A 17,659-nucleotide genomic window follows, 5' to 3' on the forward strand; every position below is an offset into this window, starting at 1 on the left:
ACACTGCGCGACCATCAGATCTGGCCGACGACGCCCGCGACCAGATAGTTCATGCTTTCGAGCGTGTAGTCGGTCTGAGCGTGACTCGCGCCGGAGGCGATCGCCATGCCGCCCTTGTTGTCCTTCATCGGGCCTTTGAAGATCACGAAATTGCCGGCCACCATGCCGGATTTGATCGAGTCGGCATTCTGCTTCGCCGCGGCCGTGACTTTCGCGCCGTACGGCGACATCTTCACGAAGCCCTCTTTCAAACCGCCGCGCAGCACGTTGGGCTGCGGCGTGCCGGCTTGCGCATCCGTCACCAGTTGTTTGTACGGCGTGGCCCAGTCCCACTCCGCGCCGGTCAGATAACCCTTGGGCGCGAGCGCGGCCTGGCTCGCGTGGTAGCCGCAGCTCATCGCGCCGCGTTTTTCCGCGGTCTCGACCACGACCTTCGGACCGTCGACGTGACAGGTCAGCACGTCGCAACCTTGATCGACGAGACTGTTGGTGGCTTCGGCCTCTTTCACCGGCATCGACCAGTCGCCCGTGAAAATCACCTGGGTGGTGATCGACGGATCCACCGACTGCGCGCCGAGCGTGAACGAATTGATGTTGCGCAGCACCTGCGGAATCGGCTTGGCCGCGACGAAGCCGAGCTTCTTGCTCTTCGTCATATGGCCTGCCACCACGCCGTTCAGGTACTGGCACTCGTCGATATAGCCGAAGTAGCTGGTGATGTTCGACGGATTGCCCTGCTTCCACAAACCGCCGCAATGGGCGAACCGCACCTTCGGATATTTCGCCGCCATCTTCAGCACGTGCGGATCGAAGTAGCCGAACGAGGTCGCAAAGATCAGCGTCGCGCCGTCCTGCTCGATCATCGCTTCCATGGTCTTCTGCACGGCGATGGTCTCGGGCACGTTCTCTTCTTCCACCACCTTCACGTCGGGCATTTTCCTGATCACCGCGGCGGCTTGCGCCTGTGCCTGGTTGTAGCCGTAGTCGCCGCGCGCGCCGACGTAGATCACGCCGACGGTGGTCTTCGGCGCGGCGAACACCGACTGGATGGGCAGAATATTGCCGAGCGTCAGCAGACTGGCGCTCTTGATGAAGTTGCGGCGGCTTGTCATGGTGTCCAATTCCTGATCGAGGGTGAGAGAGCGTTGGCCGTGGGTTGGCCTAGCGGGTGGCCTGCGGGTTGGCCCGCGGGTTGGCCTTCAGGCTGGCGAGATACGCGAGCCAGCCGCCGAACGAAGTGATGTCGCGTGCGCCGCTGTCGTCGCTGACGGCCGACGGCTCACAGATGAAGCCTTTCACGCTGTCGCCATCCGCGAGTTGCAGCGTGCCGATGCCGAGCGGCGCGGGCACGTCGGCGACGAATTTGCCGAAGGTACGCAGCGGCACTTCCCATAGCTCGATCGCAATCGGCTGGCCTTGCTGCGGCGTCGCGCGTACGAGACCCGGTTTCGGCGGTTGGGTGTTGGCGAGCGCGTAGAGCTTGTAGCCGGGTGCGGTGTGCGTCGCTTTCACGAAACGCGCACCGGCTTCCTGCAGTTGCCAGTTCAACGGCTGCCCACGCAGATGCGCGCCGACCACCGCGAGCGTGATCGTCGGTTCCTGGAACGGCAGCGGCTGGATGAGCGCGGCCATTGCGATGGGTTCCGCGGCTTCGGTGGCTTCAGCGGTCTCGGCTGCATTAGCGAACAGCGCCTGAATCCGCGCGCCGAGCTCGGCGAGCCGCCGGTCCGCGCCGCTCGGCGCGATCAGCGTGACGCCGGCCGGCAGACCGTCGCTGCGCCGCCGGCACGGCACGGCCAGCGCGCACAGGTCGAGCAGGTTGACGAAGTTGGTGTAGTAGCCGAGCTGGCTGTTCAATTCGACAGGATTGGCCTGCACGTCGGCAATCAACGGATGCGTCGGCGTGGTGGGCACGATAAGAATGTCGATCGTGTCGAAGAGCGCTTCGGCGTGGCGCTTCAGATCGGCCAGCGCATACTGGCCGTTGAAGGCATCGGCGGCGGTGAACTGCTCGGCTTTGCCAATCACTTTGGCCACGACCGGATCGATCGCTTCGTGATGGGTTGCGAAGAACGTGCCGAGCGCCGCGCGCCGTTCCGCCACCCACGGGCCGTCGTATAGCAAGGCGGAGACGGCTTTGAGCGGCTCGAAATCGATCGGCTGGGTGGTCAGATAGAGGCGCGTGGTGAGCGTGTCGAGAGCGCCTGAGAACGCCTCCTTCGCTACTGCGTCGCCATAGAACTCCAGTTGTGCCGGCACTCCGATGCGGGGCGCCGAGCGCAGCAGGCCAAGGCCTGGCACCTTACGCGAATAACCGTCGAGCGAATCGAAGCAGGCGATTTCGCCAAGCACCCGCCAGGCGTCGTCCACGTCGTGCGCGAAGACGGAGAGCGTGTCAAGGCTGCGGCACGCGGGCACCACGCCGCGTTTGCTGACCAGCCCCAGCGAGGGCTTCAGTCCGACGAGCCCGTTGAAGCCGGCCGGCACGCGGCCCGAGCCGGCCGTGTCGGTGCCGAGCGAAAAGGCCACACAGCCCGCCGCCACCGCCACCGCCGAGCCCGAACTCGATCCGCCCGATACGCGCAGCGGCGCCTCGGCATTGCGCACGGCGCCATACGGCGAACGCGTACCGACGAGGCCGGTGGCGAACTGATCGAGATTGGTCTTGCCGATCAGAATGGCGCCGGCGTCGAGGAGTCGCTGCACGGCGAACGCCGACGCGTCCGGCGTATAGGCGAACGGTTCGCAAGCGGCCGTGGTCGGCAAGCCGGCCACGTCGATGTTGTCCTTGACCGCGAACGGCACGCCGAACAGCGGCATTTGCCGGAACACGTCACCGCCCTGCGCTTCATATAGCGCTTCGAGCGCGGCTGCGCGGGCCTGCACGTCGGCTGCGGGCACGCGCAGAATCCAGACTTCCGGGCGGTCGATGGCGTCGATTTGCGCCAGCGCCGAGCTGACGGTTTCAGTCGGTGTGAGGCTGCCTGCCGCGTATGCCGCCAGCAGACCTTTGACCGTCATGGGTGAAGAAATAGGCACCTGTTTGTCCTTGAGTTCAATCTTGAATACAAGTTTGGACTCAAATTAGCAGGAGCTATGCCAAGTGCTCGGCAGGCGGTGGAAAACGGCTTCAAACCCAAGCCAGGCGGCCCTTCCCCTTTCTGGTCTCAACAGCCACTACGCTCACGCGGCCCCCGCCGGCCACGCTGCCGATGGTGCAGCGCTCCCCAACTCGGGGCTCACGCGCCCTGGATTTGCGCCCGCACGCGCAGCGGGAATGCCGGCTGCGACGCGCCGGCCATCACGAACGCGCGCACCATCTCATGCGCCTGGGCTTTGTGATCTTCCTGCCACTGCGTCGCGAGCATGTCGGTGTTAAAGATGCGCGACAACGTATAAGCGTTCGACTTGTGGAACGAACATAGACTGACGAGCGCCACATACAGATGCAGCGGGTCCATGCCCCGGCGCAGCGAGCCGTCGTCCTCGCCGCGCGCGATCACCGTGCGCAGCAGCGCCAACACCGGCGACGACATTTCCGGAATCGCACTCGAACGCTTCATCACGCGGGCACGGTTCAGGTTCTCGAACGAGAGCAGCTTGGCCAACTCGGGATGCGACGCGAAGTGTCCTTCGATGAAATCGTAAAGCTGCACGATGGCCGTGACCGGATCGATGCGATCGACATCCAGTTTGAGCTTGAGCTCCGCTTCGCGCAGCCGCGCCAGCACGAATTCGAGCACTTCCAGATAGAGCGCTTCCTTGCCGCCGAAGTAGTGATAGATCATCCGGATATTGACCTTGGAGCGGCTCGCGATCGTCTCGACCCGCGCGCCGCTTAAGCCTTTGTCCGAGAACTCGGCGATCGCGATCCTGAAGATGCGCTGACGGGTCGCCGCCGCGAGCTTCTGACGCTGGGTCGTGGGCGCCGTTGAACCGGCGGCGGATGCAGCGGAAGTTGATCGGGCTGAAGCACGTGTCATAAGAGTCGAAAGCCGGACAGCGGCGTGATGGCGTCAAGAGGATGCGTCGGAATGCGCGACTCCCGCATTGTAAGCGCGGCCTCAGCGACGGAACGGCTGGGTCAGCGCGAGCGGCGCGGTTTGCCGGCCGATCAGCCCGGCCACCGCGATCAGCGCGAGCAGATAAGGCAGCATAACCAGCAGCGCGGTCGGCACGTGCACGCCGATCAGCGGCAACTGGAACTGCAACGCGCTCGCGGCGCCGAACAGCAAGCACGCGCCCACCGTGCGGCCAATCTTCCAGTTGCCGAAGATGATCGCGGCAATCGCCAGATAGCCCGCGCCGCTCGTCATGCCTTCGGTGAAGGTGTGAATATCGCCGATCGAAATGAAGCAGCCTGCCGCGCCCGACATCACGCCGGAAAACAGCACCGCGCCGTAGCGCAGCCGCGTCACCGAAAGCCCCGACTGATCGACGGATCTGGGCGCCGCGCCGACCGCATGCAGCGCGACACCGAGCGCAGTGCGCCGCATGACGAGCGAGGTCGCGAGCAGAATCGCAAGGCCGAGATAGACAAGCCATACCTGATGAAACACCGGCTCGCCGATCACGGGAATCGCGCCGAGTCCCGGCGGCGACCAGCGCGCGAGCCCAGGAATCACCGCGCTCGAACGCTCGCCGAACAACTCGCGGTACGCGAGCGTGGTGGCGCCGAGCGCAAGGATATTGATGCCGATGCCGGTCACGATCTGATTGGCGCGCAACGTCACGCTCAGGAACGCCTGCAGCAAGGCGATCGGCAGCACGCCGAGCATGCCGATCGCGAGCCCGAGCGCCGCATTGCCGGTCGCCCATGCGCCCGCCGCGCCGAGAAACGCGCCCGAGAGCATCATGCCCTCCACGCTCATGTTGAGCACGCCGGCGCGCTCGCTGATCAGCTCGCCGGTCGATGCGAGCATCAACGGCGCCGCGAAGCGAATCGACGAACCGACGAAAACCGCCGCGAATTCCGCGTTCATGAGCGTGCTCCCTTGGGTTCGAGCCACAACGAACCGCCCGCCAGCGCGACGATCACGATGCCCTGCACCACCAGCACCAGCGCCGACGGCACCGATGCAACCATTTCCATATTGATGCCGCCCGAGCGCATGAAGCCGAATAGCAGCGCCGCCGCGCACACGCCGGTAATCGAGCCGCGGGCGAGCAGACCGACCACGAGGCCGTCGAAACCATAGCCCGACGAAAAACCCGCCTTCAGCGAGTACTGGTCGCCTTGCAGCATCAACGCACCGGCCAGACCGCCGAGCGCGCCGGCGAGCGCCAATGCGCCGACGATCGTCGACGTGATCGGCATGCCGGCGCGGCGCGCGGCCAGCGCGTTCAGGCCGACCGCGCGCAGATGCATGCCGAAGCGGCTATATCCCAGCACGAGCGCCACCGCGATGCATAACACGAGCGTGATCGGCAAGCCGATATTGAGCCCGGTCGAGGTTGCGCTCGCGAGCAAAGGCAGTTTGGTCGAATCGGGAATATCCAGCGATTCGGGGAGCGTGGCCGCGTTGCTCATCGGCTGGCGCAGCAGCGCTTCCGATTGCACGCACCAGTAGAGAAACCACACGGCGATGAACGTGAGCAGCAGCGTGCTGATCACCTCGTTGGTGCCGGCACGGGCTTTCAGCCAGCCGGGCAGCGCGCCCCATGCGGCGCCCGCCAGCGCGGCCGCGAGCATCGGCACGATGAACGCGAGACCGAACGGCAGGTGCGCGACATGTCCATACAGACTGACCGCGGTGGCGGCGATGCCGCCCATCGCGATCTGCCCTTCGCCGCCGACATTGGTCAGCTGCGCGCGATTGGCGAGCACGAAGCCGCTGCCGACCAGCGCGAACACGAGGCTGCGATTGATCGATGCGCCGATCGCGTAGGGCGAGCCCCACGCGCCGTCGGCGAACGCGGCCAAGGCGTCGCCGAGCGGCACGTGAACGATCGCGATCAGCGCCAGCGCCGCGACAATCGCGACGAGCGCCGCGCCGGCGAGCACCAGCGCGGTTCTCAGGCGGCGCGAGCCGCGCCATGCGGCGCGAGGAAAAGAACTCAATGAGGTCGTCGGAGTCATGCTGTCTGGCCTGCCATCCATGCGCCAATGCGCTCGCGTTGAAGATTGAGTTGCGACGCATCGGGCACACAGGTGCCCATGATGCGGCCGCGATACATGACGAGGACGCGGTCCGCCACCGCCATCAGTTCGTCGAGCTCTGACGAGATCAGCAGCACGCCAACGCCTTCGTCGCGTGCCGCGCGAATATGGTCGTAGACCGCCGCCACCGCGCCGACATCGAGCCCGCGCGTGGGCTGCGCGGCAATCAGCACGGCGAGTCCGTCGAGCGTGAGTTCGCGCGCCAGCACCGCTTTCTGCTGATTGCCGCCCGAGAGGCCGCGAAACGCGACATCGGGACTCGCGGCGCGCACATCGAAACGCTGCATCAAGGCGCGCGCATCGCGACGCATCGCGCGACGCCGCATGAAGCCGTGCCGCGCATAGTCGTCGAGCCGGTTGAGAAAGAGGTTCTCGGTGAGGCTCATGTCGGGCACGCAGCCGACCGCATGACGGTCTTCGGGCACCACGCCGACGCCCGCCTTCGTCAACGTCTGCGGCGCGGCCTGGGTGCAGTCGGCGCCCTGCACGAAGAAGCGCCCCGCACTCGCCTTCTGCATGCCGGCCAGCACCGCGCCGAGTTCGCTCTGGCCGTTGCCTTCCACGCCCGCAATGCCGACGATCTCGCCACGGTTGACCACCAGCGTGCAGTCTTCGAGACGCGTCACGCCGTCGGCATCGCGCACCGTGAGGCCGTCGACCTGCAAGGCTTCATCGGCGAGCGGACGGCCGTAGGGGGACGGGCTGCGGGTTGCGGGAGGTGGCGTCGCGCTTGCGCTGGCATTGGCATTGGTGCTGGCATTGGCTCCCGCAGCCGATGCCGCGTCCTGCTCCGCATTCCCCGGACGTTGGATCATCGCCCGTACGAGCGCGTCCACATCGGCGGATGGCGTGCTCGAACGGGCCACCACGCGGCCGCTCTGCAACACTGTCGCACGGTCCGCGATACGGCGGATCTCAGCCAGCTTGTGCGTCACCAGCACGACCGCGCAACCGCGCGCCACGACCCGCGCGCAGGTATCGAGCAACGCGTCGATCTCGGCCGGCAGCAGCACGGCGGTCGGCTCATCCAGCACCAGCAGACGCGGCTCGCGAATCAGACATTTGACGATCTCGACGCGCTGCTTTTCTCCCACGGACAGTTCCGCTACACGCGCGTCCGGATCCAGCGCGAGCCCGAGTTCCGCCACCAACGCGCGCACCCGCTGCGCCTCGCGCTTGCGATCGAGCCAGCCGCGCACCTGCCCGAGCAGCAGGTTATCGAGCACGCTCACGTCTTCGACGAGGCTGAAGTGCTGATGCACCATCGCGATGCCGTGCGTCAGCGCATCGCGCGGACTGTGCGGTTCATACGGCGCACCGTCGAGCCACATCGCGCCCGCATCGGGCTGATGCACGCCGAACATCACATTGCACAGCGTCGATTTGCCGGCGCCGTTTTCGCCCAGCAGGCAATGCACTTCGCCGGCGAAGAGTTCGAGCGAGACATCGCTCAACGCCTGAAACGCGCCGAAGCGTTTGACGATGCCGTCCATGCGCAGCACGGCCGCGCGCGGCCGGCCGTGGCCCACATTCGCGCCGGCACTCATGGTGGCCGCCGCGTGGTCAGAAGCGGAAGTCGCGTCCATGTCAGCCTTCGGATACCTTGATCTTGCCGCTTTCGATGTCCTGTTCGATCTGCTTGATCTTCGTCGACATCTCCGGGGTCGGCTTGCACACCACCATGCCCGACGCCTTCGGTCCCATGGAGAGGCCGAACGCCTTATAGCCCGGCTGCCAGGTGCCGGCCGCCATCTGGTCGATCGCGTATTGCACCTGATAGCCAACGCCCGTGATCGAATACGCGATATACAGCGGGTCCGTGCCGCAGCGGTCGGTATAGCTGCCGATCACGTGCGTGTGCTTTTCATTGGCCGCCTGCTCCATGCCGCGCAAGCCGAGATTGAGAATGTGATAGTGGACGTCCGCGCCTTGCGAGATCGCCGCGAGCGTCGCTTCCTTGGCCTTCGAGACGTTGTCGAAGTCGCCGGTGTAGCTCTCGAAGTATTTGATCTTCGGATTGATCGAGCGCGCGCCGTTGCCGAATTCCTTGCCGGCGTTGACGATGGACGGAATCTCCATGCCGCCCACGTAACTCACCGCGCCGTTCTTCGACAGCATGGCCGCAGCCGCACCGGCCACGTAGGCGATCTCGGCCTGCTTGACGTCATAGCCCGCCACGTTCGGCGGCATGTCCTGCCCCTTGTTGCCGCCCACGATCGCGAACTTCACATTGGGAAAGCGCTTCGCGATCTTCAGCACCGAGGCCTGCGTCTGCCCGCCCACGCCGATCACCAACTGGTTCTTCGAAGCGAGGTTGGTCAACGCCTGCTCCATGTCGGCGTAGTTGATGTTCTCGATCATCTGCGTCTTCAGCTTCGGGCCGAGTTCCTTTTGCGCGGCGACCAGTCCGTCGTAGCCGGATTCCATCCAGCCTTTATCCGACTTGGAACCGGGAATCAGCACGCCGACCCGCAGCGGATCGGCCGCCACCGCATGCATCGCACTGGTGGATGCGGCGAGCGCGACGACGCAGGTCGCGAGAGTTTTGAGCTTGGCGATCGACATTCTGGCATTCCTCTTGCGTTTGGTTTGGGTAAGTAGGTTATTCATGAACGAAACCAATGCAACTTCGATGCCATGCGACGGTTTTTGCGGCATGCCGGCTTCGTTTGAACCTGCCCGATAGAGCGATCCAGACGCCGCGCGAACGGCGCGCGTCGGCGCTCACGCAACACCTTTTCTATAGCGATCGAAACCCGATGGAGAACCTTCGATGAAACAGCACGACGCATACGGCACAAGCGTTTCCGGTCAGTTGGGCCGCGACGGACGGCCGCGCTGGGCAGCCAGCGAAACGCTCGTCGACATGTCGTTGCCCGCGCCCGAACCGGTCGTCGCGACGCTGCCGTGCGAGCCGCAAAACGTTCGTATCGATCTGCGCAGCACGGCCATTATCGTGATCGACATGCAGAACGACTTCTGCACCAACGGAGGATGGGTTGCCCAGATTGGGGGCGATTTCGCCGTCGACCGCGCGCCAATTGCACCATTGCAGCGCCTGTTGCCGGCGCTGCGCAAAAGCGGCGTGCCGGTCATCTGGGTCAATTGGGGCAACCGGCCCGACCTCGCCAACATGCCGCCCAACCAGTTGCATCTATATAAGCCGAAGGGCACCGGCACCGGCCTCGGCGAACCGCTCGCGAGCAATGGCTCGCACGTGCTCGAAAAGGATTCATGGGCCGCGGCGGTGGTGGATGAACTCGCGCCGCTGCCCGAGGATATCTGTGTGGACAAGTACCGGATCAGCGGGTTCTGGGACACGCCGCTCGATAGCATCCTGCGCAATCTCGGCATTCGCACGGTGATGTTCGCGGGCGTGAACACCGATCAGTGCGTGCTGCATTCGCTGACCGACGCCAATTTTCTTGGCTATGGCTGCGTGCTGGTGGAGGACTGCTGCGCGACGTCGTCGCCGGACTTCTGCACCGAAGCGACGATCTGGAACGTGAAGAAGTGCTTTGGCTTCGTTACCGATTCGGCGCGGATCGTCGCCGCGCTGGCGGATGCCGCATGAACGCGTTTATTCCCGGTCCGCGCACGCAGGTGGCCGCGACGGCAACCGGGCCGCTGAACGGCCAGCGTTTCGCGGTGAAGGATCTGATCGACGTCGCCGGCGTGACGACCGGCGGCGGCAATCCCGACTGGCTCGCGAGCCACGTGGCGGCGCGCGCTCACGCGCCCTGCGTGGATGCGCTATTGGCGGCCGGCGCGACGCTCGACGGCAAGACGATCACAGACGAACTCGCCTATAGCCTCGAAGGCGAAAACGATCACTACGGTACGCCACTCAATCCGCGTTGGCCGCATGCGTTGCCGGGCGGGTCGTCGAGTGGATCGGCTTCGGCGGTGGCGAGCGGCGACGTGGAGTTTGCCTTGGGCACCGATACCGGCGGCTCGGTGCGCGTGCCCGCCGCGTTCTGCGGCCTGTTCGGCATGCGGCCGAGTCACGACGCGATTTCGCTCGAAGGCGTGCTGCCGTTCGCACCGTGCTTCGATACCGTGGGCTGGTTCGCGCGCTCGATCGACGTATTGGCGGCGGTGGGCGATGTGTTGTTGCCGGCGGCGCCGTCCGCTGCTAGCGCTTCGGCAAGCCCAATGCGTCTCACGCGTGTCGCCGAAGCTTTCGCTGCACGCGCGCGTAATGAACCCGACGACGCGGCGCGACTCACCACGCTCGCGGAATCGCTCGACGCGCGGACATCGCTTGATGTGTTCGCCGGTGAAGAAGCGCGTTGGCTTGCATGCTATCAGGCCGTGCAAGACCTTGAAATCGACGTTTCGCTCGGCGACTGGATTCGCTCAGCGCGGCCGCGCTTCGGCCCTTCCATCGCGCCGCGATTCGCACGGCTCGACACGCTCGACAGGCAACAGGCCGAGTCATGGCGCGCGGTTCTGCGCGAACTCCGTAGCACACTGGACACACTCTTCGAAACCGAACAGACCGTCCTGATGATGCCCACCACCCCTGTTGCGCTGTTACCCAGAGATGCCACGAGCGACGCCATTGGCCGCTTCTACGAGGACTCGCTCACGATGAACTCGATTGCCGCATTCGGCGGTTTGCCGCAAATCAGCCTTCCTTTCACCGACGAAGTCGACCGGCCGCTCGCACTCTCCCTGATCGGCGCGCGCGGCAGCGATCGCGCGTTGCTGACCCTCGCGCGCGATCTATACTCGCGACACGCTTCGGCGAACTCTCAGTAGCGGAGCCTCGATGCACAATCAGAAACCGGCCGGCACGCACGGCGGCATGGTCACCAGCCCTCACGCGTTGGCGAGCGAAGCAGGCCGCGACGTCCTGCGCGCGGGCGGCAATGCGATCGAAGCCGCCATCGCCATCGGCGCCGCATTGTGTGTGACGTACCCGCATTTCACCGGTCTCGGCGGCGACGCCTTCTGGGTAATCGGCGACCGGCAAGGCATGTTGCGCACGGTATCGGGCATCGGCCAGGCCGCAGCGCAACTGCCCGCGTACAACGAAGCGATTCCGCTGCGCGGGGCCGCGTCGGCGATCACCACGGCCGCGACCGTCGATACGTGGCAGCAAGCGTACGAGATCAGCCAAAGCGCGTGGGGCGGCCAGCAGTCGTGGTCGTCACTGTTCGAGCGCGCGCACGAACTGGCCGCCGACGGCTTTCCGGTCACGCCGTCGCAGCATTTCTGGCAGAGCATGCGCGCCGACGAATTGCATGCGTTGCCCGGCTTCGCCGCGACCTTCGCGCCGCACGGCCATATTCCCGCCATCGACGAGCGCTTCGTGCAACCGGCGCTGGCGAAAAGCATCGACCGGATTGCGCGTTTCGGCGCACGCGAATTTTACGAAGGCGAGTTGGCTGAACGGATTGCCGATGGCCTCCGGCAAGCCGGTTCGCCGCTCAGTTCGAGCGACCTTGCCCGCACGCACGCGCGCAATGAAGCACCGTTGCGTGTCGCCTACCGCGGCGGCGAACTGGTGAGCATGCAGCCGCCCACGCAAGGCGTGACGACCTTGCAGATCATGGGCACGCTGGAGCGCTTCGATCTTGGATCGATTCCGGAAGGCAGCGCTGATTACTATCACCTGCTGGTGGAAGCGGTCAAACGCGCATTCATGGATCGCGATCGGTTCGTCTGCGATCCGGAGTTCAACTTCGTGCCGGTCGACGAGATGCTCTCGCCCGCCACGCTCGACGCTCACGCACACTCCATCAACCTGCGTGAAGCGCGTGCATGGCCACACGTATTTCGCCCGGGCGATACGGTGTTCATCGGCGCAACGGATCGCGAAGGCCGCAGCGTGAGCGTGCTGCAAACGGTGTACTTCGATTGGGGCAGCGGCGTGGTGGCGGGCGATACCGGCATTCTGTGGCACAACCGCGGCGCGTCGTTCAGCACGAACCCCGCGCATCACAACGCCGTGCAGCCGGGCAAGCGGCCCTTCCATACGCTGAATCCCGGCATGTATGTAAAGGACGGCCGCCCTCAACTGCTATTCGGCACGCAAGGCGCGGACGGTCAGCCGCAAACGCTGGCCGCCATTCTCACGCGACTGATCGACTACGGCATGGACCCGCTGACCGCCCTCGCCCGCCCGCGCTTTCTGCTCGGCAAAACCTTCTCCGACACACGCGATGCGTTGAAGCTCGAAGCGGACGCCGGCGCCGACGTGTTCGCGGCGCTCGCCGCGCGGGGTCATGAAGTGAGCGCGATTGCGGCGCAGAGTCCGTTGGCGGGGCATCCGGGCGTGATTCGCATCGAGGCGGACGGGTCGGCTTCAGGCGCGCATGATCCACGCAGCGATGGGCGAGCGCTGGCGGTGTGATGCCGCAATGATGCAACGTGATGTGGGCTATGTGATGAACGCCGCTGCGTCACCCGAGCGTGAAGCGGTCCCGCGTCGTCACATAGTCGCTCGCACCGAAACGCCCAACCGGAAAGTAGTGTTGCAAACGCACGCGCCACGTTTCGGTGTCGATCAACTCGTCGCGCGCGTGCAACCGGTGCACGCGTCCGATGAAAATCTGCCGGCTGGTTGTCTCCAGCGTCTCCCAGATCGTGCACTCGAACGCAACGGGTGCTTCCGCAATGCGCGGCGGCGCGACGTGCGAACTCGGCAGCGGCGTCAAGCCGACCGCGGTCAGCTCGCTCACGTTCGGCGGCAGCCTTTCTCCGCAGCGATGCATTTTGTCCGCGATGGCTTCGTCCGCGAGATGCACCACGAACTCGCCGGTACGCCCGATATTCACCGCCGTGTCCTTGAGTGTGCCGTCGGCCACGCGGTTGATGCTGATCATCACGATCGGCGGCTCCTCGCCGAGCATGTTGAACATCGAGAACGGCGCGGCGTTGATCGTGCCGTCGGCGCCGAGCGTGGTGACGAGCGCGATCGGACGCGGCACGATCAGACTCGCCATCAGCTTGTAACGCTGATATTCGGTGATCGCTTCGAAATCGATTTCCATGTCGACGGCCTAGTTGGGAGTGACGGATGCGGTAATGCCGAGCAGTTGGCCGAGGCTCTTTTCGCCGCGCATCCGCGAGGTTTCGATCCGTTCTTCGATGTCACGCAAATGCGCTTCCATATGCGCTATTGCGCCGGCCGCGTCGCGCGCCTCGATGCAATCGACAATCGCCGCATGCTCGGCGTGTTCGCACGGCGCATGCCCCGGCGGTTCATACACACCCACGATCAGCGAGCAGCGCGAGACCAGTTCCTTCAGATAGTTTTGCAGAATCGAATTGCCCGCCAGCGCGGCGATGCGCATATGAAAGCCACTGGCGAGCCTCGCCCATGAAGGCTGGTCGAAGCGGTGCATCGCTTCATGTTCGCTCGCGAGCTGCTCGCGCAACGCCTTGATGTCACTCGCGTTCGCGCGCTGCACGGCCAGTTCGACCAGCATCCGCTCGACCGAGCGCCGCGCTTCGAAGATCTCGCGCGTTTCCTCCGGCGTGGGCTCGGCGATCACCGCCCCCTTGTTCGGCCGCAATACGACGATCCCGTCATAAGCGAGCTTTTCCAGCACGCGCCGCACGACCGCGCGGCCCACGCCGAACAGTTGGCACAACTCGGGCTCGGGCAGTTTCGTGCCCGGCGTCAGCCGATGATTCAGCACGCCATCGAAAATCGACTGATAGATGCGCGCGTCGAGATCCGCATCGTCCTTGCGGCATTGTTTCGCGGTGGCCGCGCCGGCTTTTGCGTTCATGCAATCGCCGGGCGCACGACGCCGTCCCGCTCCAGTTGGTCCATATGATCCGCGATAGCACCGGGTGTGGTGATCCACACGTCGCCTCGTGTGCGTGCCGCGGCGATATGCTGAAGCGCGCGGCGCAAATGCCGCAGCCGATACGGCTGCCCCACCAGATACGGATGCAGCGCAATGCCCATCACGAGCGCCTGAGGCTGCGTGCCGCGATTGGCCTGTTCCAGCATCTCGTCGAACTGGTCGATGATCATGTCGGCGAACGCGCGGCCATCCATATGGCGGCCCACCATCATCGGCAAATCGTTCAGTTCCTGCGGATACGGAATCGACCACAGCGGCCCGCCGCGCGTGGCCATTCGTATCGGACGGTCGTCGTGACACCAGTTCAGCGTGTAGCGGTAGCCGGTCTCGGCGAGCAGATCGGGCGTCAGATGCGACTCTGAAATCCACGGCGAAAGCCAGCCGTGCGGTGTCGTGCCTGACACTTCGACGATCCGTTCGCGGCAATGCAGAAGCAGCTCGCGTTCGCCGTTCTCGTCCAGATCGCTCTGCCGGTGCGCGTTCGTGTGGCCGTGGCCGATCAGTTCGTCGCCGCGCGCCACACAGGCTTCGATCAGCTCAGGACAGTGATCGTAAAGCGCGGTGTTGATCAGCGTACCGGCCGGCAGATCGAGCTGATCGAACAGTTCGATGCAGCGCCACGCGCCGACGCGATTGCCGTATTCACGCCAGCTATGGTTGAGCACATCCGGTTGCGGCGAGATCGGGCCGAGCGCCGCGCCGAGCCCCTCGCCGAAAGCAAAGTGTTCGATGTTGAAGCCCAGATAGACCGCGAGCCCGGTGTCGCCAGGCCAGCGGAACGCGTCGCTGTCGGTGATCGGCCGGTACGCAAAGCGGCCGTGCGTGGCGAGCAACTGACGCGCGCGGTTCTCTGCTGCAGGCATGTTCCGTGTGTCGTTCATGTGAAGAAGCCGTGGGTGATGAAACGCGGCCGGTTGCGTCACGCATGAACCGGATTGGCCGATTCATGCCCCGAGACGGACCGAAGACGCACCGTGATCGCGCAAGAAAATTCACTTGGATCGCTAACGATCGACACTGCGGATCGTTTGCAATATGTGAGCCAACTCGTAGACGTTAAGCGCACGGCTGTGTCGGCAATCAGCGAACCACTCGATGCAACGGATGGCACATGTCTTGCATTTGGCTGGTTTCGTTCAGGCGCCGCTGCAGTTTTCGTGCGCCCCTGCTCTTCGCCGTTCACGAGGACACCTTTTCATGATTCAGCCTGTTTCAACGGTGCTCGAAACCAAAGCCGCCGATATCGAACTGGTGCACGTGTCGAAGCAATACGGCGACTCGCTTGCCGTCGACGCAATCGATCTGCGCATTGCAGGCGGCCAGTACTGCTGCCTGCTCGGACCGTCGGGCTGCGGCAAGACCTCGACCTTGCGCATGATCGCCGGGCATGAATCCGTCACCGAAGGTGACGTTCTGATCGCCGGCCGCAACGTCACGCGCGCGGAGCCGGCTGCTCGCGGCACGGCCATGGTGTTCCAGAACTATGCGCTGTTCCCCCATCTGAGCGCGCTCGACAACGTCGCGTTCAGCCTGAAGATGCGCGGCATCGCCAAAGATGTGCGGCGCAAGCGCGCCGCCGAGCTGCTGGAACTGGTCGCCATGTCGGCGTATGCCGAACGCAAACCGGCCCAACTCTCTGGCGGCCAGCAGCAGCGTGTCGCGCTCGCCCGTGCGTTGCTCAACCAGCCAGGCTGCCTGTTGCTCGACGAACCGCTCTCCGCACTCGACCCGTTCCTGCGTGTGCAGATGCGCGCCGAACTCAAGCGCTGGCAGAAAGAACTCGGCATTACGTTCGTGCACGTCACGCATTCGCAGGAAGAAGCCATGGCGCTCGCCGATCTGGTCGTGGTGATGAGTCACGGCCGTATCGAGCAAAGCGGCACGCCGCATGAAGTCTTCAACCGTCCGCGCACCGAATTCGTGGCGCGCTTTCTCGGCGGCCACAACGTCTTCAAAACCAATGGCCGGTTGTTTACCGTGCGTGCCGATCACCTGCGCGTCGTGCCGCATGGCATCACGCCGGTGCAGAACGCGAGCGGCGACAACGGCATGACGCGCATTGGCGGCGTGCCGTGCACAGTGCGCGAAGCCGAGTATCAGGGCACACATCTGCGCATGACGCTCGACCCGCTCGACGGTTCGCCGGAGTTGATCTCGCTCGTGAGCGACGGTGATTACGATCCGGCGCGGCTCGGTCCCGATGCCCGCGTGGTGGTCTGGTGGAACGAACAGGACGCGCATCCGCTCGCGGCCTGAGTAGTGAAGTCTTCGCATTGAAACGGCATGACATCGCCGCGCATGAGCGTTCCAGCAAGCTAAAACCGAACGTCAATCGAACGTCAACTGAGGAGAAAGCAATGAGTGAAACGAACGAGAGCCCGGCACCGGCCGCAACGGATGGGAAGGAAAAAGGCCTGTCGCGCCGCACGTTCATCAAGGGTGCAGTGGCGGCAGCCGGTATTGCCGGTTTTCCGTACGTGCACGCGCAGGAAAAAATCACGTTGCGTTACCTCGGCACGGCGGTCAATCAGAGCGCCGACATCGCGAAGAAATTCAAGGAAGACACCGGCATCGAGATTCAATACGTGCCGGTGACCACCGACGACGTCGCCAAGCGCATCATCACCCAGCCCAACTCGTTCGACATTGTCGACACCGAATACTTTGCGCTGAAGAAGCTGATTCCGGCCGGCACGCTGGCCGGCATGGACGCGAAGCGCATCAAGCTTGCCGACAAGATCACGCCGGTGCTCACGCGCGGTGAAGTCAACGGCAAGAAGATCGGCGATCAGGGCACCGCGCCGAAGAAGGTGATGTTCCTCACCGGCCCGCGCTCCACCGAATTCTCCGCCACGCCGACCGAGTGGATGACGCTGATTCCCACCACGTACAACGCGGATACGCTCGGCATTCGCCCCGACCTGATCAAGCGGCCTATCGACAGTTGGGCCGAACTACTCAATCCGCAGTTCAAGGGCAAGGCGGCGCTGCTGAACATTCCCGCGATCGGCATCATGGATTCGGCCATGGCGATCGAGGCGATGGGTCACGTGAAATACGGCGACAAAGGCAACATGACCAAGGCCGAAATCGATCAGACCATCAAGATCCTGATCGAAGCGAAACGCGCCGGCCAGTTCCGCGCGTTCTGGAAGGACTTCAACGAAAGCGTGAACCTGATGGCCTCGGGCGAAGTCGTGATCCAGTCCATGTGGTCGCCGGCCGTGACGAAAGTCCGCACCATGGGTATCGCCTGCAAATTCCAGCCGCTCAAGGAAGGCTATCGTTCGTGGGCCTCGGGCTTCGGCTTCCCGCGTTCGCTGCAAGGCAAGAAGCTCGATGCGGCGTATGAATTCGTCAACTGGTTCCAGGACGGCTGGGCGGGCGCCTATCTGATGCGTCAGGGCTATTACTCGGGCGTGCTCGAAACCGCGAAGACGCACATGCAGCCTTACGAGTGGGACTACTGGATCGAAGGCAAGGCGGCCGCGCAGGACATCAAGGCGCCGGACGGCCAGCTGCTCGAAAAAGCCGGCACCGTGCGTGACGGCGGCTCGTACAACCAGCGCATGGGCGCGATTGCGTGCTGGAACGCGGTGATGGACGAGAACATTTATATGGTCCAGAAGTGGAACGAGTTCATCGCGGCTTGACCGACCACCGTGGTCGAAGC

General features: G+C 64.4%; 15 protein-coding genes. 5 read left to right on the forward strand and 10 right to left on the reverse strand.

The genetic code is table 11. The annotated features are described in order from the left end of the window. Window positions 1–14: 14 nt before the first annotated feature. The 7 genes from P0D68_RS15470 to P0D68_RS15500 form a co-directional block, all read right to left on the reverse strand. Window positions 15–1,112 (reverse strand): BMP family ABC transporter substrate-binding protein, encoded by a 1,098-nt coding sequence (locus P0D68_RS15470; RefSeq protein ID WP_408297781.1) that lies wholly within the window; start codon window positions 1,110–1,112, stop codon window positions 15–17. A gap of 49 nt (window positions 1,113–1,161) precedes the next feature. Continuing rightward, window positions 1,162–3,021 carry an allophanate hydrolase gene (gene atzF / locus P0D68_RS15475; RefSeq protein ID WP_408297904.1) on the reverse strand — a complete coding sequence of 620 codons (1,860 nt, stop codon included), beginning with the start codon at window positions 3,019–3,021 and terminating at the stop codon, window positions 1,162–1,164. A 218-nt stretch (window positions 3,022–3,239) separates the two neighbouring features. Further along, window positions 3,240–3,983 carry a TetR/AcrR family transcriptional regulator gene (locus P0D68_RS15480; protein WP_408297779.1) on the reverse strand — a complete coding sequence of 248 codons (744 nt, stop codon included), beginning with the start codon at window positions 3,981–3,983 and terminating at the stop codon, window positions 3,240–3,242. An 81-nt stretch (window positions 3,984–4,064) separates the two neighbouring features. Continuing rightward, window positions 4,065–4,982 carry an ABC transporter permease gene (locus P0D68_RS15485; RefSeq protein WP_091808371.1) on the reverse strand — a complete coding sequence of 306 codons (918 nt, stop codon included), beginning with the start codon at window positions 4,980–4,982 and terminating at the stop codon, window positions 4,065–4,067. Then, a complete protein-coding gene (locus P0D68_RS15490; RefSeq protein ID WP_408297777.1) occupies window positions 4,979–6,079 on the reverse strand; it encodes an ABC transporter permease in 1,101 nt (366 codons plus the stop codon). The genes P0D68_RS15485 and P0D68_RS15490 overlap by 4 nt, the downstream gene beginning before the upstream one ends. Then, window positions 6,076–7,746 (reverse strand): ABC transporter ATP-binding protein, encoded by a 1,671-nt coding sequence (locus tag P0D68_RS15495; RefSeq protein WP_408297775.1) that lies wholly within the window; start codon window positions 7,744–7,746, stop codon window positions 6,076–6,078. The genes P0D68_RS15490 and P0D68_RS15495 overlap by 4 nt, the downstream gene beginning before the upstream one ends. Window position 7,747: 1 nt before the next feature. Further along, on the reverse strand, window positions 7,748–8,725 hold the full coding sequence (locus tag P0D68_RS15500) for a BMP family protein (RefSeq protein WP_408297773.1): 978 nt from the start codon (window positions 8,723–8,725) through the stop codon (window positions 7,748–7,750). 208 nt (window positions 8,726–8,933) lie between these two features. Here P0D68_RS15500 and P0D68_RS15505 point away from each other — a divergent pair, with 208 nt between their 5' ends. From P0D68_RS15505 to P0D68_RS15515, 3 genes are read left to right on the forward strand one after another with little or no spacing between them, the layout of a single operon-like run. Continuing rightward, window positions 8,934–9,734 (forward strand): cysteine hydrolase family protein, encoded by an 801-nt coding sequence (locus P0D68_RS15505; RefSeq protein ID WP_408297771.1) that lies wholly within the window; start codon window positions 8,934–8,936, stop codon window positions 9,732–9,734. After that, window positions 9,731–10,924 (forward strand): amidase, encoded by a 1,194-nt coding sequence (locus P0D68_RS15510; RefSeq protein ID WP_408297769.1) that lies wholly within the window; start codon window positions 9,731–9,733, stop codon window positions 10,922–10,924. The genes P0D68_RS15505 and P0D68_RS15510 overlap by 4 nt, the downstream gene beginning before the upstream one ends. Window positions 10,925–10,934: 10 nt before the next feature. Next, entirely contained in the window at window positions 10,935–12,521 is a 1,587-nt protein-coding gene (locus P0D68_RS15515) for a gamma-glutamyltransferase family protein (protein ID WP_408297767.1), read from the forward strand. Window positions 12,522–12,570: 49 nt separating this feature from the next. Here P0D68_RS15515 and P0D68_RS15520 read toward each other — a convergent pair whose 3' ends face one another. Genes P0D68_RS15520 through P0D68_RS15530 form a run of 3 tightly spaced genes read right to left on the reverse strand, consistent with a single transcriptional unit; the run spans window position 12,571 to window position 14,867 of the window. Continuing rightward, a complete protein-coding gene (locus tag P0D68_RS15520) occupies window positions 12,571–13,161 on the reverse strand; it encodes a flavin reductase family protein (RefSeq protein ID WP_408183913.1) in 591 nt (196 codons plus the stop codon). Between the two features lie 9 nt (window positions 13,162–13,170). Next, window positions 13,171–13,905: a GntR family transcriptional regulator gene (locus P0D68_RS15525; RefSeq protein ID WP_408297764.1), complete on the reverse strand. Its 735-nt coding sequence runs from the start codon at window positions 13,903–13,905 to the stop codon at window positions 13,171–13,173. Next, window positions 13,902–14,867, reverse strand: coding sequence for a polysaccharide deacetylase family protein (locus P0D68_RS15530; RefSeq protein ID WP_408297762.1), 966 nt, complete (start codon window positions 14,865–14,867; stop codon window positions 13,902–13,904). Before P0D68_RS15530 ends, P0D68_RS15525 begins: the two co-directional genes overlap by 4 nt. Window positions 14,868–15,183: 316 nt before the next feature. Here P0D68_RS15530 and P0D68_RS15535 point away from each other — a divergent pair, with 316 nt between their 5' ends. Beyond that, window positions 15,184–16,242 (forward strand): ABC transporter ATP-binding protein, encoded by a 1,059-nt coding sequence (locus tag P0D68_RS15535; protein ID WP_408183916.1) that lies wholly within the window; start codon window positions 15,184–15,186, stop codon window positions 16,240–16,242. 101 nt (window positions 16,243–16,343) lie between these two features. Next, window positions 16,344–17,639: an ABC transporter substrate-binding protein gene (locus tag P0D68_RS15540; protein ID WP_091808349.1), complete on the forward strand. Its 1,296-nt coding sequence runs from the start codon at window positions 16,344–16,346 to the stop codon at window positions 17,637–17,639. Window positions 17,640–17,659 lie beyond the last annotated feature (20 nt).

It is taken from the genome of Paraburkholderia sp. RL17-380-BIE-A, assembly GCF_046028085.1.
Lineage (GTDB): Bacteria > Pseudomonadota > Gammaproteobacteria > Burkholderiales > Burkholderiaceae > Paraburkholderia.